This is a genomic window from Dapis brunnea BLCC-M229 (assembly GCF_050015995.1).
Lineage (GTDB): Bacteria > Cyanobacteriota > Cyanobacteriia > Cyanobacteriales > Microcoleaceae > Trichodesmium.
On record NZ_JBNHEP010000139.1, the window covers coordinates 1 to 15,306 of the forward strand.

Here is a 15,306-nt window from a genome sequence, read left to right on the forward strand (position 1 = left end):
ATAAACTATAGCGCTATAGTTTTTCACAACAACCTCTGGTCTTGTTTTCTAATTCCTGCCTCAGTCAAATCTAACTCTTAACTTTTGACTTTGACATATGACTCCTCAAATTAAAACTCAACTGAACATAAACTATAGTTTCTCAGAACAACCTCTGGTCTTGTTTTCTAATTCTTGCCTCAGTCAAATCTAACTCTTAACTTTTGAGTTTGAGATATGACCCCTCAAATTGAAACTCAACTGAACATAAACTATAGTTTCTCAGAACAACCTCTGGTCTTGTTTTCTAATTCTTGCCTCAGTCAAATCTAACTCTTAACTTTTGAGTTTGAGATATGACCCCTCAAATTGAAACTCAACTGAACATAAACTATAGTTTCTCAGAACAACCTCTGGTCTTGTTTTCTAATTCTTGCCTCAGTCAAATCTAACTCTTAACTTTTGAGTTTGAGATATGACCCCTCAAATTGAAACTCAACTGAACATAAACTATAGCGCTATAGTTTTTCACAACAACCTCTGGTCTTGTTTTCTAATTCCTGCCTCAGTCAAATCCAACTTTTAACTTTTGACTTTGACTATATAATTCCTCAAATTATATTAATTTTGTTGAGAACTCTTCGTAATACTCCATTAATAAACCTATGCCCATCTTCACCACTGTAACGCTTAGCTAGTTCTACTGCTTGACTAATCGCCACTTGTTCTTGAATTCCAATAAACATCATTTCTGCTACTGCAATTCTGAGTATATCTAAATCGATTCTGGGTAAACGTTCTATTTGCCAATCTACTATTGATTCTCTCAGTAATTTATCAATCTCCTCTTTATTAACATTTACTTTTGTCAAAATTTCCATTGTATAGCTGCGAACTTCTAATTGATTAGTAAGTTGAATAATTTCTGGTAATTCAACGGCAGTACCAATACGATTGATTGCTGTTTGGCCTAACTCCATCGCTTCATGGACCATTGCTCTGGCAGTTTCAATATCAGTAGTGCCAATCTGACTATTCAGAAGGCGATCGCTACCCCTCTGTAGCTCTCCTGCTGCAGTTTCTAAAATATCTTGGGCCTCTGTTCTTAAGGTCCGAACTGCTGCTAATACAACTTCTTGAAGTTGCTTTTTTTCTAAACTCCCTGAATTTGCTGGTAATTGACTTAGGCCAAGCAAGGCTAGTTCGCGAGCTGTAGAACGGGGTGCTTTTTTCATAATTTTGTATAGTATTCTAGTCTAATCTGTTTAATCCTCTTCTGTAGAAAGTTGTTGATATTATTCTTGATCTAGAAGTGCTGGTTTGAGTTAATTGTTGGATATTTTTTCTTGACTAACTGCTGTTGATGAACTGGGATTTACTATTCCACCAGATATTAAAACTTTAAAAGCGTCTTCTACTGACAAAGAAACATTAATCACATCTTTTTCTGATACTATGGCGTACCAACCAGATGTGGGATTTGGAGTTGTAGGAATGAATAGACTTAACATTGAATCTCCTAAATGAGATTTAATTTCGTCACCTATAGTACCAGTGACAAAAGCTATAGTCCAAATGCCTCGACGTGGGTATTCTACAAGTACAACACGGCGAAATCTCTCGTTAGAATCCCTCAGAAGGGTTTCTAGTATTTGTTTTAGAGTGCCATAAACTGAGCCAGCAAATGGAATTGCTTGTAGTATTTTCTCACCTAAATCTAACAGCCATTTTCCGGCAATATTTCTGGCCATCAGCCCTATTATTAGGATACTTAGCAATGGTACTGCTAGTCCTACTAAGAAGTTTAGCAAACCTACCAAAATTGGATGTAAACCATCGAAGGGATTAATTTGCTTTGGAATCTTGGTGAGAAAATCAATTACCCACCGAGCAATAGTTATAGTCAGCCAAATTGTGGTAGCTAATGGTATTACTACCAATAGACCAGCGATTAGGTCATTTTTTAAGTCCTGCCTTATGCGTTGGAACACCGATCACCCACTTCCTCATAACTGGCTAGATATTTTTTACTCCAGCCGAAAATCAAATTTATTTACTATATTTTATATCTAAGGTTTCAGATTAACTATTTTTGATTCTGAATACTGAATTATTTACCAAAAAATTGGGTTTAAAGCCTCGCCCATGAGTGGGCGTATGTTATAGTCAGAAAAGCACAAAGGTATTCAACCGTAAAAACCTAGCTATTTAAGTGTAGTGTTTGCACCTTGAAAACTGGCGTTGGTGAATGGGTAATGCTTTTGTCTCAAATCTCTATGAAAAAACTATAGTTGTACGGTTCATAAATAAATATTGAAGAGCATTACTTAATCACCAACCCCAGAATTTGACAAATGAGAAAAGTCAATTAATACGATTTATATAGTATAAATACCTAGCCACTTACCGATTTTTATACTACTTTTAATGTTATAAATTGACGTACGGAATGTAAGTTACAAATAATCAGGGGAATTGAAAAACCTTACATAAAATACCCCTTTGAGTCTACAGAGAATATGAATGGTATTGACATCCTCCCGACGTTGCTCTACCAGACAACGCGGGATTCCCATCCATCAATCAAACAACCGAAGTTGAACGAATGACTCAGAGGGGGTTGACACATCATTGGAGTCTGCTGCACCCACCCACCCCTCTTACTCCCCTCTCGGGAGGGGATGGGGGTGGGTTACGTTTCCTCCGTGTCCTATAAATAATCGACCGTTGACCCTTCCCTCCGGGACGCTACGCGAACGGCGACTACATTCAAAAAAGATAGTTGAACTGAATTTTCTACTGGTGTTTCAACCTTGGTTTTTGGTTGAACAACTTCTAAAATATTGACAGCAGCATTGGCATCTCTCCATACGAAACGTGCCACAATTAAAACAAGTCCATTATCTAATATTGAGCTTCTGTTTGCCTCCTGTGAAACCACAACAACTGCACTTTTTACAAATAGGTAATTCAAGAATTAATAATTAAATAATTCACGCCTTGAAGCCTCCCCTTGGATAGGGGAAAAAGCGGTCGAGGGATGGCGAGGAGACCTCGCCATCCCTCGACCAAGAGAAAAGAAAATATTCCTTATATTCAATCCTCTCGGTTAAAACCCGAGGTAATTATCAATTATCCATTATCCATTAATGAATTGTGGGTTCCCATCTGTTTATTACCCTAAATTATTGACCATATTTCTCAGATTTAGCCTCGGTCAAAGTTAGGAATTGTTGCCAACCTAAATCGCTAATTGCTTTGGCAAGTTTTCGGTTTTTAATCATGCCAGAAACATTGTCATACTTCCAGTACAATAGTGTCGTATTTTATGACTAAATCAGTTGACAATTTGTGTAGGAAGTCTGTTCTAATGTCTTTTATTTAGCATGAAGTTTAGCTACCCTAACCCGTGACTTTTCACGGGGTTTGCTGTCTTTTTCAGTACGAACAAACTTGCGTTGAAACTTAGCTAATTTCTTGAGGTTTTGTTTGAGTGGTAATGCCGCTTTAATCTTTTCACCATTACTCAATGTAGCAAAAGTTGAAATTCCTAAATCTATACCAATTGAATTGTTAGATTTTGGTAAATGTTCAGCACAATGTAGTAGTAGTGACGTTTCGCGAAACGTCACTACTACAAAACTAGCAAAGTAACGTCCTCAACTATCTCTAATAATAGTTACAGAAGTAGGTTTACTTCCTAGTTTTCTTGACCAAACTATTTTAATTTTACCTATTTTTGGTAAATAGATTTTGTCTTGACTAACTTGATAATTAGCTCCTACAAATCTAGCAGCTTGTCTAGATTTTCTAGATTTAAACTTAGGAGGCTTGACCTTGATACTTTTACGTTTACCTTTGCAACTATCAAAGAAATTCTTATATGCCTGGTCTAAATCTTTAAGAGATTGTTGTAGTGGAGTAGAAGCTACATCTTTTAAGCAAATTAATTCTTTCTTAGCTTGAGTTATAACTCCGTTCTACAGGTGGAGATAAAACCCCTGGTGAATTATTTTTTTGCCCTCATATTTTAATTGTTTCGCTACCAGTAACGGTGGTGATAAAAATTCATCCTCAGCTAACATCTTTTTCCAATTAATAACAACTTGAGTTAATAATTTTTCAGAAATTAATGAAATTCTCCGAGCACCTCCCTGACTCAAAATTTTTGCACAATATTGAAGATAATAAGTAAGCTGATTATCATTAATTAGGGTTTGCTGAATAAAATATTTTGGTAAGGGTAGGAGTCAGGAGTCAGGAGTCAGGAGGAATAGGGAATTTAGAGGAGGTATTCCCAAGAATTATCCCTTGATTTTTCTGCCATAGTTAGCCTAAAATCCTAACTTTTTGAGCATTTTCAACTGAAACAGGCGCACTTTTTTCAACCCTAAAAATTCTCAAACCTTTAAATGTCAATGCTTTGATATTTAATCAGCAAGCCTTAATTATCTTGGTTAAAGTTTTAACTATTCCTTGATTTGCTTGAGCATACTCATTTATTAAGTTCAGATTTTTACTTCCTACTATATTTTTAATTTGCCAATCAATCCATAGAATAGAATTAATGAATAATTCCTGATACTTTTCAGCAGAATAAATTCTCAAATATTTATCAGCATCTTTCTTCTTCCTTTGAGAACTGATAACTGAAATGACTTCTGCTATAATTCTCCCAAAGGTACTTGAATTAAATCCTGAATAGTAGTAAGTCTTAATCTTTCCAATTCTCGAATCCATTCTGATTCCGAATAAAATTTTTCTTGATACTTTTCAGCTAATTCTGACTCAACAGATAAATTTGTTTTTTGCCACATATTTAAAATCGCACTACGACGTTTTATAGATATAATTAATTCTAGAGTTGCAACTGCTGCTCTGATTTCTAAAGATGTTCTAAGAAGATTCTTTTCTGGCTTTTCGTTTAAATAAAATAGATGTTTTACTTTGGCTAGTTGAGCTGGATATTCTAAATAACTATCTTGCAGATTTGCAATTAAATCATCTGATTTATTAATTTCATTTTCTGACATATTTTCCACAGAAATAATTTGCTGCCATAAAAATCTATTGTCAGATAAACTAAACTGTAAATCTCTTGCCTCCATTGCATCTTTAACATCTTGACGATAATTAGGACAATGTAAGTAAATACGCAGTAACAAAGACTCAGCTTCTGCTAATAAACTCTGTTCTACAGGTGGAGATAAAACCCCTGGTGAATTATTTTTTTTGCCCTTAGTGAAGTTTCTGTTTTTTTGCTGATTAGATTTTAATTGTTTCTTTACTAATAACGGTGGTGATAAAAATTCATCCTCAGCTAACAGCTTTTTCCAATTAATAAAAACTTGAGTTAATAAATTTTCAGAAATTAATGAAATTCTCCGAGGATCTCCCTGACTCAAAATTTCTGCACAATATTGAAGATAATAAGTAAGCTGATTATCATTAGTTATCTTCGTTAAAATTTTAACTATTTCTTGATTTGCTTGAGCATACTCATCTGCCAGACTCAGATTTTTACTTCCTACTATATTTTGAATCTGCCAATCAATCCATAGAATAGAATTAACCAATAATTCTTGATACTTTTGAGCAGAATAAGTTCTCAAATATTCATCAGCATCTTTCCCATCAGGAATATTCAAAACCCTCAGTTTAACTTCCCCACTATAAGCAAGTTTTTCTATTTCTCCAATTGCTCGGTCAGTAGCTTGAATACCTGCTCGGTCAGCATCAAAATTTAAGATAATTTGTTTAGATTCCGTATAACGTAAAAGTTGTCTAATTTGAATTGAACTTAACGCCGTACCAAGAGAAGCAACAACATTATTAATTCCCGAATCATGAAGAGCTATTGCGTCAAAATATCCCTCGACAACTACAGCTTTATCTTGTTTAGCAATAGCAGTTTTTGCCTTATCCAAAGCAAATAAAATTTTTCCCTTATCAAATAATTCCGTCTCAGGAGAATTCAAATATTTAGGTTGTTCATCAGTCAAAGTTCTGCCACCAAAACCAATAACTCTACCCTGAACATCATTAATAGGAATTATTAAGCGATCGCGAAATCTATCGTAATAACCAGTACCAGATTTTCTCGGCAAAATTAATCCAGCTTTTTCGACTAATTCCACAGGAAAACCTTTTTGTTCTACCAGATAACCATAAATAGTTTCCCAACCATTAGGAGCATAACCAAGTTGAAATTTTTGAATAGTTTCTTCTGAAATTTGACGTGAAATTTGTAAATACTCCAAAGCAATTTTTCCCTGGGGTTGTCTTAAAGCGTGTTGATAAAAACTATTAGCCATTGCCAAGATTTCATAAAGTTTTTCCCGTAGAGAAATTTGCCGTTGAAACTCTTGTCTATGTTCAGGTAATTCTGTTTTAATTTGTATTTGATGACGTCTAGCTAAATCTAATACCACATCACTAAAAGAAGACTTACCAATTTCCATTAAAAACTTCAAAGAATTACCACCTGCACCACAACCAAAACAGTAGTACATTTGTTTAGTAGTACTAACAGTAAAGCTAGGAGTTTTTTCTTCATGGAAAGGGCATAATCCTACATAATCTTTCCCCCGTTTCTTTAAGACAATATGTTCTGAAATAACATCATAAATATCAGCTCTTTGCTTAACTTCTGCAATAGTATCTTGATGAAAACGGAAATTATTCATAGAATTTATCAAATAATTGTAAGTATTTATTCTGGAATGCAGAGCTAACAGCCGTCAGCTATTACAAAGGAACTGCGTTATCAGCTATGAACTATGAGTTATTAATTAATTATCCACTGAAGAAGAAATTAGTTTCCCAGGAAAATTAAAAGTTATGTTTGGGTATAATTCCGAAAGAAATGAAATTGGTCATCAGTTGACCTTAGTAAATTATTACGTTCAAAAGATGAATGCGAGCGCATTCCGCAGGAAATCCCAGCTAGCTGAATACTTACAAATAATTTAACCTAAATTTTGAAGTCAGCTAAGTAGGAGTATCCAAAATATTCATAGCAATCCGTTGAATATTTGTGGTCAAATAATATACTTTATGTTTTATTTATATAGCAATCAAGAATAATTTATGAGATATTTAAGAACAATTAAGAGCGATCAAAATCCTTTTATATTTTGACTCCTGACTCCTGATTTCCCCTCCTGGGAGGGGTTAGGGGTGGGTTGACTCCTAATTACCACTAAAATCTTACAACTGAAATATGATTGCTATATATGATTTCTATCACCTAGCTATAGCAAAAATTTAAAACTAAAATTATGATGACAATAGTTAACCATCACAGACAAATTGTTTGACCGAAAAATTCAGGTTTCAAGCCTCTCATTTCAAGGATAAAAAAATTTCCTTTTAACCAATATTTCTATTACAGAAGAGGTAATTATTAATTATTAATTGTTTTCCTAGGTCATGCTACGCAAACGGCTGTCGCCGACAGAAAAATTATTAATTATTGAATATATAAATCTATCTAAAAGCACTTGGAAATCAGCCATAGGGGTTGGTGATTAGGTAATACTCTTAAATATTTATGAACCGTACAACTATAGTTTTTTCATAGATATTTGAGCTAAGCATTCAGCTATTGGCAGTCAGCTCTCAGCTTTTTATTTTCGCTAAAGTCCAGTTAATAATAATCCCTATGACAAAGGCAATTATATTTTGTCTTTTGGAATACTCACAATAAAAAATTTAGGGAATAGGAAGTAAGGAATAAGGGGAAAGAGCGAGAACATTTTTCGCTTCACAGCTATATAATTTTTATTATGGCTAATTAATTAGCCTTGATATTAGCTGATTGCTAATAGCTCAGACCTGAATGCTTACTATTTGAGACAAAAGCATTACCCATTCACCAACATCCAAATTCTCAGGAAAATATTAAGCATAAATATTTAATTATTTACTCCTATTGACCACCATGATTTTCTCCTGACCCCTGATTTTTTATAGTATGTTTTGAACTGTGGAATGTAGACTATAACATTCTTTATTTTGAAAATGGTATAAAGTTCAGTAATGTTTTTAACGATTATAGCAATGAAGTCAAGATATCTTATTCCTAATTTCCCGACTCTCTGCTCTCAAGAAGATGTAGTAAAAATGCCCAATATTTTGGTATAATTATCTTTTTGTAATTTGATATCGTAGTAAAAATTTTCGTATTTAATATATATAAAAAAATTCCCTCTTCTAACTAGGGAGAGAGGTATTTAGTAAATTTTTGAATAAACAGATATTGTCTGATTATTCCGACTAAAATTATGACTAAAAAATCAGGTTTCAAGCCTCCCCTTTTAAGGGAATGAAAAGAATAAACTTCAGTATTTTAAGCCGAATGTTTCAGCGGTCGGTACTGTTAACGTTGGCGAAGCTCCTCTGAAAGAGGCAGTTCCTCCACAGGAAGCTAACTGATAACTGAATTATAATTAGGGCTTACTGATTAAATCTAAAAGCATTTACATATAAAGGCTTTACCCTTTGCGTGTGGTCTAAAAGTGCAAGCTTTTTGCTCCCTGAAGCTGAAAATGTGAGGATTTTGAGTGGACAAGGGCGGAAAAACTGAGGGACATCCCACTACATACTCTGTAATTCCCTATTCCTCCTAACTCGGTCTTCTTGACTCCTACCCTCACCCATAAGACCTTTTCAGCAAACCCTAATTAATCACAAAATAGTGTATCTCTTGTTTCGTTACCTGTAATAGGATTTTTACCTTGAGCAAGTTTGCATAGCTCTTTTTGAGTATCTTCTCGCAAAAAAGCATCGGTAAAATCTGCCCCATCAATAATTGCCCCACGAAATTGAGTATGGAAAGCAAAAGCACCTTCCAAAATAGCATTAGTCAAATTTGCTTTGTTAAAAATAGCATTATCCAAAGTAGAATAACTAAGATTTGCTCCCTCTAAATTAGCTCCTTCTAAGTGAGCGCCAAACAAACTAACTCCACTTAAATTTGCATTAGTAAAGTCACTTTTACGCAGAATAGATTTTGTAAATGAATCATTAGTTAAGTCTCGACCAGAAAAATCAACACCTACCAAGATTTGTTTGTTATACTCATCAGCTAGAGTAGGTGTAGAGTTGGTAAATATCAAGGCAGTTATTGCCCCAATCCCAGTGATATATACTATTAATGAAAAGACGAAACTGACTAAAATTTGGAAAGTTTTCTGTTGTCTGAAATTCATACTACTTCTGACTAATTTACTCTAAGCAGTTCATAATTTAGAATAAACCAAAATGAGCCTTTCTTCATCTAGTCAATCTACTTATATTTCCCAAAAAATTGACAAAGGTATTTTGGGAGAAGAGTTAGTGGCAAAATGGTTAAATCAACAAGGTTGGCAAATACTCCATCGACGGTGGCAATGTCGCTGGGGAGAATTAGATATTATCGCTATGAAAACTTCTCCCTTCAGGGATAGCTCTAGTCAAAATTTTCCAAATACTCCTATTTTAGCATTTGTGGAAGTAAAAACTCGTAGTCGAGGTAACTGGGATGAAGATGGTCTACTAGCAGTTACAGAGTCAAAGCAAGCCAAACTATGTCAAACCGCAGAAATGTTTTTGAGCGATCGCCCAGAATTAGCAGATTATTCTTGTAGATTTGATGTAGCCTTAGTAAGGTGTAATTATACTCAGAAAAATTCTCTGTTCCTAATAACCCCATCACGAGAAGAGCAACTATCGGAATTAACTGTTGAGATGGGAAATTCTGTTGAGTTAGCAGGTTATCAACTAATTTTACAAAATTATATTTCTTCTGCTTTTATTGTTCATTTAGACTAAATACTTAAATTGTGAAGAATCAATTAAGTATATATTACTGTTATTGTACCCATACTAATATTAATTATAGTATTCATAGATGTATAGGTACAAACAAATTAGAGCCTGATTCAAGATTAACCCAAAGTTTCTGGGCAATATCCCAAACCCTTGACAAATTGGGTACGAAATGCTTCTATTTCATCTTGATTTGGCTGTCCATGGGAAACCACTGCTACCTGATAACGTCTCATCACACTTAAGGGTGATTGTCCAGTTTCCAAACCCCATAGTGCCATTCTGACACGGATATCAGGATCATAAGGTATTCCCAATTCATTCATAAAAGCCCTAAAATCTCCATGTTGTTGAGGAGTCAAGTAGTGACTCATTTTGATTTTTACAACCCAACCATCAATTTGATGAATTACTGTCATAAACTGAAGTGGTAGTCGGTCGGCAGTGTTTAAGTATTCAACTACTCTGAGACACAGGCTAGTATTTGCTAAAAAGTAAAGGTATTCCATATCAATTCAAACTCTTACCGCTTACAACTGTCGATTTTCCCCTGGTTTAACCTCTAAAATTTATTTTCTACTACAGAGGAAATATTAAAGGTGCTGGGAAACAGTCATAGGAAGCGGGGCGGATATTGCCGCTTCCCTATAAACAAATTAGGTATATGTTCTACAATGTTTAGGAGTGTAAAACAGCTATAGAATCTATTGTCCTTAATCTACTACAGGTATATATGCCTGGTATTCTCCAACTATATCTATGCTTATATATTCACTCTTATATATTGCAAATAACTAGGGGATAAGTACCCTAATTTATATGGGGGATTTTACCCAATTACCCGTTATATATTCAGTAATATGACCGATGTAGATTGGTCCATAGAGGCTTATGACTATCAACTTCCTGAAGAGCTAATTGCTCAAAATCCAGTTCTACCTAGAGATAGCTCTCGCTTAATGGTTGTAGAGTCACTGACACACCGTCATTGTATTTTCAGAGATTTACTAGATTTACTTCAACCAGGAGATTTACTGGTTTTGAATAATACTCGTGTAATTCCTGCTCGACTTTATGGCCGTAAAACAAGTGGTGCTCAGGTAGAAATTTTGTTATTGAAACCAATGACAAGTGATACTTGGTTAGCTTTGGTAAAGCCTGGTAAACGTTTTATCAATGGGGCAACAATCGAATTTGAACCTAATTCATCCTTTGATTGTGATTATAAGTTGCAAGCCACAGTATTAGCAACTGATCGAGAAACTGGTGGACGTGTTTTAAAATTTCATTTGCCTCAAGGAGTTTCTTTAATCAACTTCTTAGACCAATTTGGTCATGTGCCTTTTCCTCCTTATGTTACAGATTCACAGGCTCTCACTGAACAATATCAAACTGTGTATAGCAAGGTAGCAGGAGCGATCGCTGCTCCTACTGCTGGTTTACATTTTACTGATGAATTACTTGAGAAACTAGAACAAAGGAATATTGGAAAAGCTTTTATAACTTTGCACGTTGGTATTGGCACATTTCGTCCAGTTGAGGTTAAAGATATTACTACTCATAATATACACTCCGAATGGGTTGAGGTCTCATCTTTGACTGTAGATAAAATCAACCAAACAAAGGCCAAAGGTGGACGAATCATTGCAGTGGGAACGACAGTAGTTAGAGCTATTGAAGGAGCAGCACGAGCTAATAATAGTAATCCGCACTCATCGATTGAACCATTTTCTGGCGATACTAATATTTTTATTTATCCTGGTTATAAGTGGCAGGTAGTAGAAGGTTTAATTACTAATTTTCATCTGCCACGTTCTAGTTTGTTAATGCTTGTTAGTGCTATGATTGGCAGAAAACGTCTTTTAAGTTTATACGAGGAAGCAATTATTCAAAAATACCGCTTTTATTCTTTTGGTGATGCGATGTTGATTCTACCATCTGCTAGGATTAATTAAAGAAGACTGCTAGAGTTAACTATATATTTATATATATATTTTTTTTGTTTGGAATATTATTTGTGGATATTAGGCATTTTTTCAGGACTACTATCTAAGGGGCTTTCAATATTGGTATAATGTTAATAGTTAACATACCCCCCGGCGTAAACGCCTGGGGAAGTATTCTAGGTTGAATGAGTCCACTTAAATCAGATACCTTGCGATACCTAAGCCAGAGATGGTTCTCGGACCAAGCGTTTGCTCTATTGCTTCTTGCCTCCTGGGTCTGAGCTGCGCTTTTCATGTCGCGAAGCGAAACAGAGGAGCTAACGCTAACAAAAGCCTGTAGAACTATTCCCTACGTTACAGTTCAAACCTCAAAAACTTTCCTTCTCTGATACTTGGTGCTTAAAGCTTTTCCATGCACAATAATTCGGTGTGCACTCGCTCCATAACTCTACTTTATTAAGGTGCTAATGCGCTACGATTAGTATCTAGGTTTTTAGAGCAGTTGAATACCTTTGCCACGTATATAAGTAGTATGTATAAGTATAAGATAAAGTTGCCCTAAAAGGCCAAGGCTTTAAACCAAATTTTTCGGTAAACCATTTGCATATTAAAGCCCCAGTTAATTAATCTTCTTCTTCTTCCTCCTCGTTACTTGGATATACAAAACTGTGGGAACGTTGAGTTAACACAGATTTACCTAGGGATAGTGCCTTCTTGGCTGCTAGCTTTGCCTGGCGTTTCCAGTTAGCCTTCCGCATATTTTTCTTGGATTTTGAGGTTCTCTTCTTTGGTACGGCCATAAAAGTTATTCTATTCTCTAATAGACACAGCTTACTATCTTACCTTAATTTTAGTAACTATGGAAGACTCAAACTAATATCAATTAATATATTTTATTGATTATTTATTTGCCAAATTACCAAAAAGCTTTTGTAGAATATCCTTAGAATTACTGTGAATTTAGTCTTGGGAGTAGTCAAAGTTCATGGAAATCGTAAATAACTATCCCTGTCTCTGGATGGTTATCTACACTGACGTAGCCAGTTTTGAGCATTTCTTTCATAGTCTCTTCTACTTCTGCAAAGCTAGCTCCTGTTGCCATGACTCCTTGAGTAACAGATAATTTTCCTCCTTTAACTGAAGCTGCTTTGAGTAAGGCAAGCATTAATTGTTGACGGGTTTGTGGAACAGAGGCTTTCATAGCGATCGCCCCATTTGAGTGATATAGTGGTACTCCTTGAGATGAAATACCCAATTTAGCTCTGACTTTGGTATTATGTTCTTCTACCATACTGGGAATTAACAACAAGTCGATAAATTGGCCTACTCCAAATAAGCCATATGTAAAGAGCCAAACTAGACCTGTAAAAATTTTGCCATTGTAAATACGATGGCATCCACTTAAGCCTAGTAAGCAAGCTGCCCAAAATAGGTAACTATATCCTATATTATTCATTGAGATGTAGTCCAAAACATGATTAATCTTAATACAGCTCTGCCAAGCTGGTTATCTTAAAAATAGTGGACAATTAATATTTACTACTATCTTAGTTCAAACGGTGTTGAAAACTTAAACATTCACTTCAAGGGAAGGTATATTATTAAAGTTTAAGCAGGAATTTAGTCAAGTTCAAAGAAAAAAATGACTAATCCACTGACTCAATGCGAGTGGGTTATTCCTTCAGCGAAAAATGCCTTGTAAAATTACTGCTTTGACTCTCCAGAAGCAGTACCGAGATGCTGTCCTGTCTTCTTGAGTGCGTCTTAACATTTGCGTTCCGTGGCAAATTGCGCACTGGTAAAATCCGTAATCCTTCATTTCTGATGTTTTTAGCAGCGTTAATGTCACGGTCAATATTTGTAGTTAAGTAATTAGGAAAGTCCCAAAATCTCATATATATTAAAAACTACACATAGCTTTGCAATTCTTAACACAAATTAGATACTTCAAACCCCTAGACCTTGATAAACTATATAGCGTGGAAAATATACTGCCGTTTAAATCATTGCTCTCTATGAGAAATGGGGTCTATTAATATTAGCTAGCGAACTAAAACAAGTCGCACAAACAGAAAAATCAAAGTTTGGCAATACATTATCGTATCGTGGGGCGCAGGAGAACGCTAGAGTTAGTATCCTAGTACGCCTCTGAAGATATAGCCCTCTGGGATTAACTAAATTAGGCTTTTTCATTGGTTCTATTAAACGGTGAAAAGGTTTAAGTATTGCTCCCAAGAGATAGTTAATTTTAAGGTTTGTCAAGGAAAGAGGAAACCTTGGAAGTGATTCTAAGACTCTGTGCTTTTAGGCCGGAGAAAACGTCAATATACATAGATTCATAATTAAGAAAACAACAAAACTTATGGTAGGTTCTCTGAAAAAACCAGCTTTTGAAGAAATGCGTCCAGGGGTAAAAGTCCCCTCTAAAGAAACTATTCTTACACCTCGATTCTATACAACAGATTTTGATGAGATGGCTAAAATGGACATCTCTGTAAATGAAGATGAATTGCTCGCCATTTTAGAAGAATTTCGTGCAGATTATAATCGCCATCATTTTGTCAGGGATGAGGAATTTGCCCAATCTTGGGAGCATATTGATGGGGAAACTCGTCGGTTGTTTGTTGAGTTTCTAGAGCGTTCTTGTACTGCTGAATTTTCTGGTTTTTTACTATATAAAGAATTAGGTCGTCGCCTCAAAGATAAAAGCCCTGTTTTGGCTGAGTGTTTCAATTTAATGTCACGAGATGAAGCTCGTCATGCTGGTTTTTTGAACAAGGCAATGTCGGATTTTAATTTGTCTTTGGATTTAGGTTTTCTGACTAAAAGTCGTAAGTATACTTTCTTTAAACCAAAGTTTATTTTTTACGCTACTTATTTATCGGAAAAAATTGGTTATTGGCGTTATATTACTATTTATCGTCATTTAGAAGCTCACCCAGAAGATAGAATTTATCCTATTTTCCGTTTCTTTGAAAATTGGTGTCAAGATGAAAATCGTCATGGAGATTTCTTTGATGCTATTATGAGGGCTAAACCAGAATTTCTGAATGATTGGCAGGCAAAATTGTGGAGTAGATTTTTCTTGCTTTCTGTTTTTGCTACTATGTATTTGAATGATATTCAACGGGCTGATTTTTATGCCTCTATTGGTTTGAATGCTCGTGATTATGATAAGTATGTGATTGAGAAGACTAATGAAACTTCGGGAAGGGTTTTTCCAGTAATTTTGGATGTGGAAGATCCTCAGTTTTATGAAAGATTAGAAGTCTGCGTGAAGAATAATGAGAAGTTGACGGCGATCGCTAATTCTAATCAGCCAGGTTTTGTGAAGTCTTTACAGAAGTTACCTCTGTATTTATCTAATGGTTGGCAATTCTTAAAGTTGTATTTAATGAAGCCAATTGAAACTGCTACTATGCAAAGTTCTGTTCGTTAAGAAAGTTAATAATTAATTTTTTGATTTTGGTAGCCTTGTATCAAACAAGGCTATTTATTTGTGTTTAAAGAGAGTAGGTATAGCAGTCGAAGCAAAGATTAGGACATAATAGATAAAAATTATCTAGGAAAG

General features: G+C 35.0%; 13 protein-coding genes. 3 read left to right on the top strand and 10 right to left on the bottom strand.

Translation table 11 applies throughout. The annotated features are described in order from the left end of the window. Window positions 1-590 precede the first annotated feature (590 nt). From nusB to ACP6PM_RS16370, 7 genes are all read right to left on the bottom strand, one after another. Window positions 591-1,214 (bottom strand): transcription antitermination factor NusB, encoded by a 624-nt coding sequence (gene nusB, locus ACP6PM_RS16340; RefSeq protein ID WP_426586402.1) that lies wholly within the window; start codon window positions 1,212-1,214, stop codon window positions 591-593. A gap of 90 nt (window positions 1,215-1,304) precedes the next feature. Further along, window positions 1,305-1,970 (bottom strand): DUF502 domain-containing protein, encoded by a 666-nt coding sequence (locus tag ACP6PM_RS16345; RefSeq protein WP_426586404.1) that lies wholly within the window; start codon window positions 1,968-1,970, stop codon window positions 1,305-1,307. Window positions 1,971-2,689: 719 nt separating this feature from the next. Beyond that, the gene (locus tag ACP6PM_RS16350; RefSeq protein WP_426586406.1) at window positions 2,690-2,953 is read right to left on the bottom strand and encodes a hypothetical protein; all 264 of its coding nucleotides are present in this window, start codon (window positions 2,951-2,953) and stop codon (window positions 2,690-2,692) included. A gap of 403 nt (window positions 2,954-3,356) precedes the next feature. Then, the gene (locus ACP6PM_RS16355; RefSeq protein ID WP_426586408.1) at window positions 3,357-3,611 is read right to left on the bottom strand and encodes a transposase; all 255 of its coding nucleotides are present in this window, start codon (window positions 3,609-3,611) and stop codon (window positions 3,357-3,359) included. Between the two features lie 802 nt (window positions 3,612-4,413). Further along, window positions 4,414-4,587 carry a hypothetical protein gene (locus ACP6PM_RS16360; RefSeq protein ID WP_426586410.1) on the bottom strand — a complete coding sequence of 58 codons (174 nt, stop codon included), beginning with the start codon at window positions 4,585-4,587 and terminating at the stop codon, window positions 4,414-4,416. 56 nt (window positions 4,588-4,643) lie between these two features. Further along, the gene (dnaG, locus tag ACP6PM_RS16365; RefSeq protein WP_426586412.1) at window positions 4,644-6,665 is read right to left on the bottom strand and encodes a DNA primase; all 2,022 of its coding nucleotides are present in this window, start codon (window positions 6,663-6,665) and stop codon (window positions 4,644-4,646) included. Window positions 6,666-8,663: 1,998 nt separating this feature from the next. Next, window positions 8,664-9,191, bottom strand: a complete 528-nt coding sequence (locus ACP6PM_RS16370) for a pentapeptide repeat-containing protein (RefSeq protein ID WP_426586414.1) — start codon at window positions 9,189-9,191, stop codon at window positions 8,664-8,666. A 52-nt stretch (window positions 9,192-9,243) separates the two neighbouring features. On the opposite strand from ACP6PM_RS16370, the gene ACP6PM_RS16375 reads away from it, so the two are divergent. Beyond that, complete coding sequence (locus tag ACP6PM_RS16375) at window positions 9,244-9,792, top strand: YraN family protein (protein WP_426586416.1); 549 nt, start codon at window positions 9,244-9,246, stop codon at window positions 9,790-9,792. Window positions 9,793-9,908: 116 nt separating this feature from the next. Here the strand turns inward: ACP6PM_RS16375 and ACP6PM_RS16380 are convergent, their stop codons facing one another. Continuing rightward, entirely contained in the window at window positions 9,909-10,298 is a 390-nt protein-coding gene (locus ACP6PM_RS16380) for a hypothetical protein (protein WP_426586417.1), read from the bottom strand. Between the two features lie 351 nt (window positions 10,299-10,649). Here ACP6PM_RS16380 and queA point away from each other — a divergent pair, with 351 nt between their 5' ends. Continuing rightward, a complete protein-coding gene (queA, locus tag ACP6PM_RS16385) occupies window positions 10,650-11,744 on the top strand; it encodes a tRNA preQ1(34) S-adenosylmethionine ribosyltransferase-isomerase QueA (RefSeq protein ID WP_426586419.1) in 1,095 nt (364 codons plus the stop codon). A 614-nt stretch (window positions 11,745-12,358) separates the two neighbouring features. On the opposite strand, the gene rpmF is transcribed toward queA, so the two are convergent. After that, window positions 12,359-12,535, bottom strand: coding sequence for a 50S ribosomal protein L32 (gene rpmF / locus ACP6PM_RS16390; protein ID WP_426586421.1), 177 nt, complete (start codon window positions 12,533-12,535; stop codon window positions 12,359-12,361). A 176-nt stretch (window positions 12,536-12,711) separates the two neighbouring features. Further along, entirely contained in the window at window positions 12,712-13,191 is a 480-nt protein-coding gene (locus ACP6PM_RS16395) for an NINE protein (protein WP_293094867.1), read from the bottom strand. A 906-nt stretch (window positions 13,192-14,097) separates the two neighbouring features. Here ACP6PM_RS16395 and acsF point away from each other — a divergent pair. Further along, complete coding sequence (gene acsF, locus ACP6PM_RS16400) at window positions 14,098-15,174, top strand: magnesium-protoporphyrin IX monomethyl ester (oxidative) cyclase (RefSeq protein ID WP_426586422.1); 1,077 nt, start codon at window positions 14,098-14,100, stop codon at window positions 15,172-15,174. Window positions 15,175-15,306 lie beyond the last annotated feature (132 nt).

Bases quoted from the DNA above. Each gene is read 5' to 3' on its own strand.
- dnaG (WP_426586412.1), bottom strand. From the start codon at position 6,665: ATGAATAATTTCCGTTTTCATCAAGATACTATTGCAGAAGTTAAGCAA.
- ACP6PM_RS16395 (WP_293094867.1), bottom strand. From the start codon at position 13,191: ATGAATAATATAGGATATAGTTACCTATTTTGGGCAGCTTGCTTACTA.
- ACP6PM_RS16380 (WP_426586417.1), bottom strand. From the start codon at position 10,298: ATGGAATACCTTTACTTTTTAGCAAATACTAGCCTGTGTCTCAGAGTA.
- queA (WP_426586419.1), top strand. From the start codon at position 10,650: ATGACCGATGTAGATTGGTCCATAGAGGCTTATGACTATCAACTTCCT.
- acsF (WP_426586422.1), top strand. From the start codon at position 14,098: ATGGTAGGTTCTCTGAAAAAACCAGCTTTTGAAGAAATGCGTCCAGGG.
- nusB (WP_426586402.1), bottom strand. From the start codon at position 1,214: ATGAAAAAAGCACCCCGTTCTACAGCTCGCGAACTAGCCTTGCTTGGC.
- ACP6PM_RS16370 (WP_426586414.1), bottom strand. From the start codon at position 9,191: ATGAATTTCAGACAACAGAAAACTTTCCAAATTTTAGTCAGTTTCGTC.
- rpmF (WP_426586421.1), bottom strand. From the start codon at position 12,535: ATGGCCGTACCAAAGAAGAGAACCTCAAAATCCAAGAAAAATATGCGG.
- ACP6PM_RS16375 (WP_426586416.1), top strand. From the start codon at position 9,244: ATGAGCCTTTCTTCATCTAGTCAATCTACTTATATTTCCCAAAAAATT.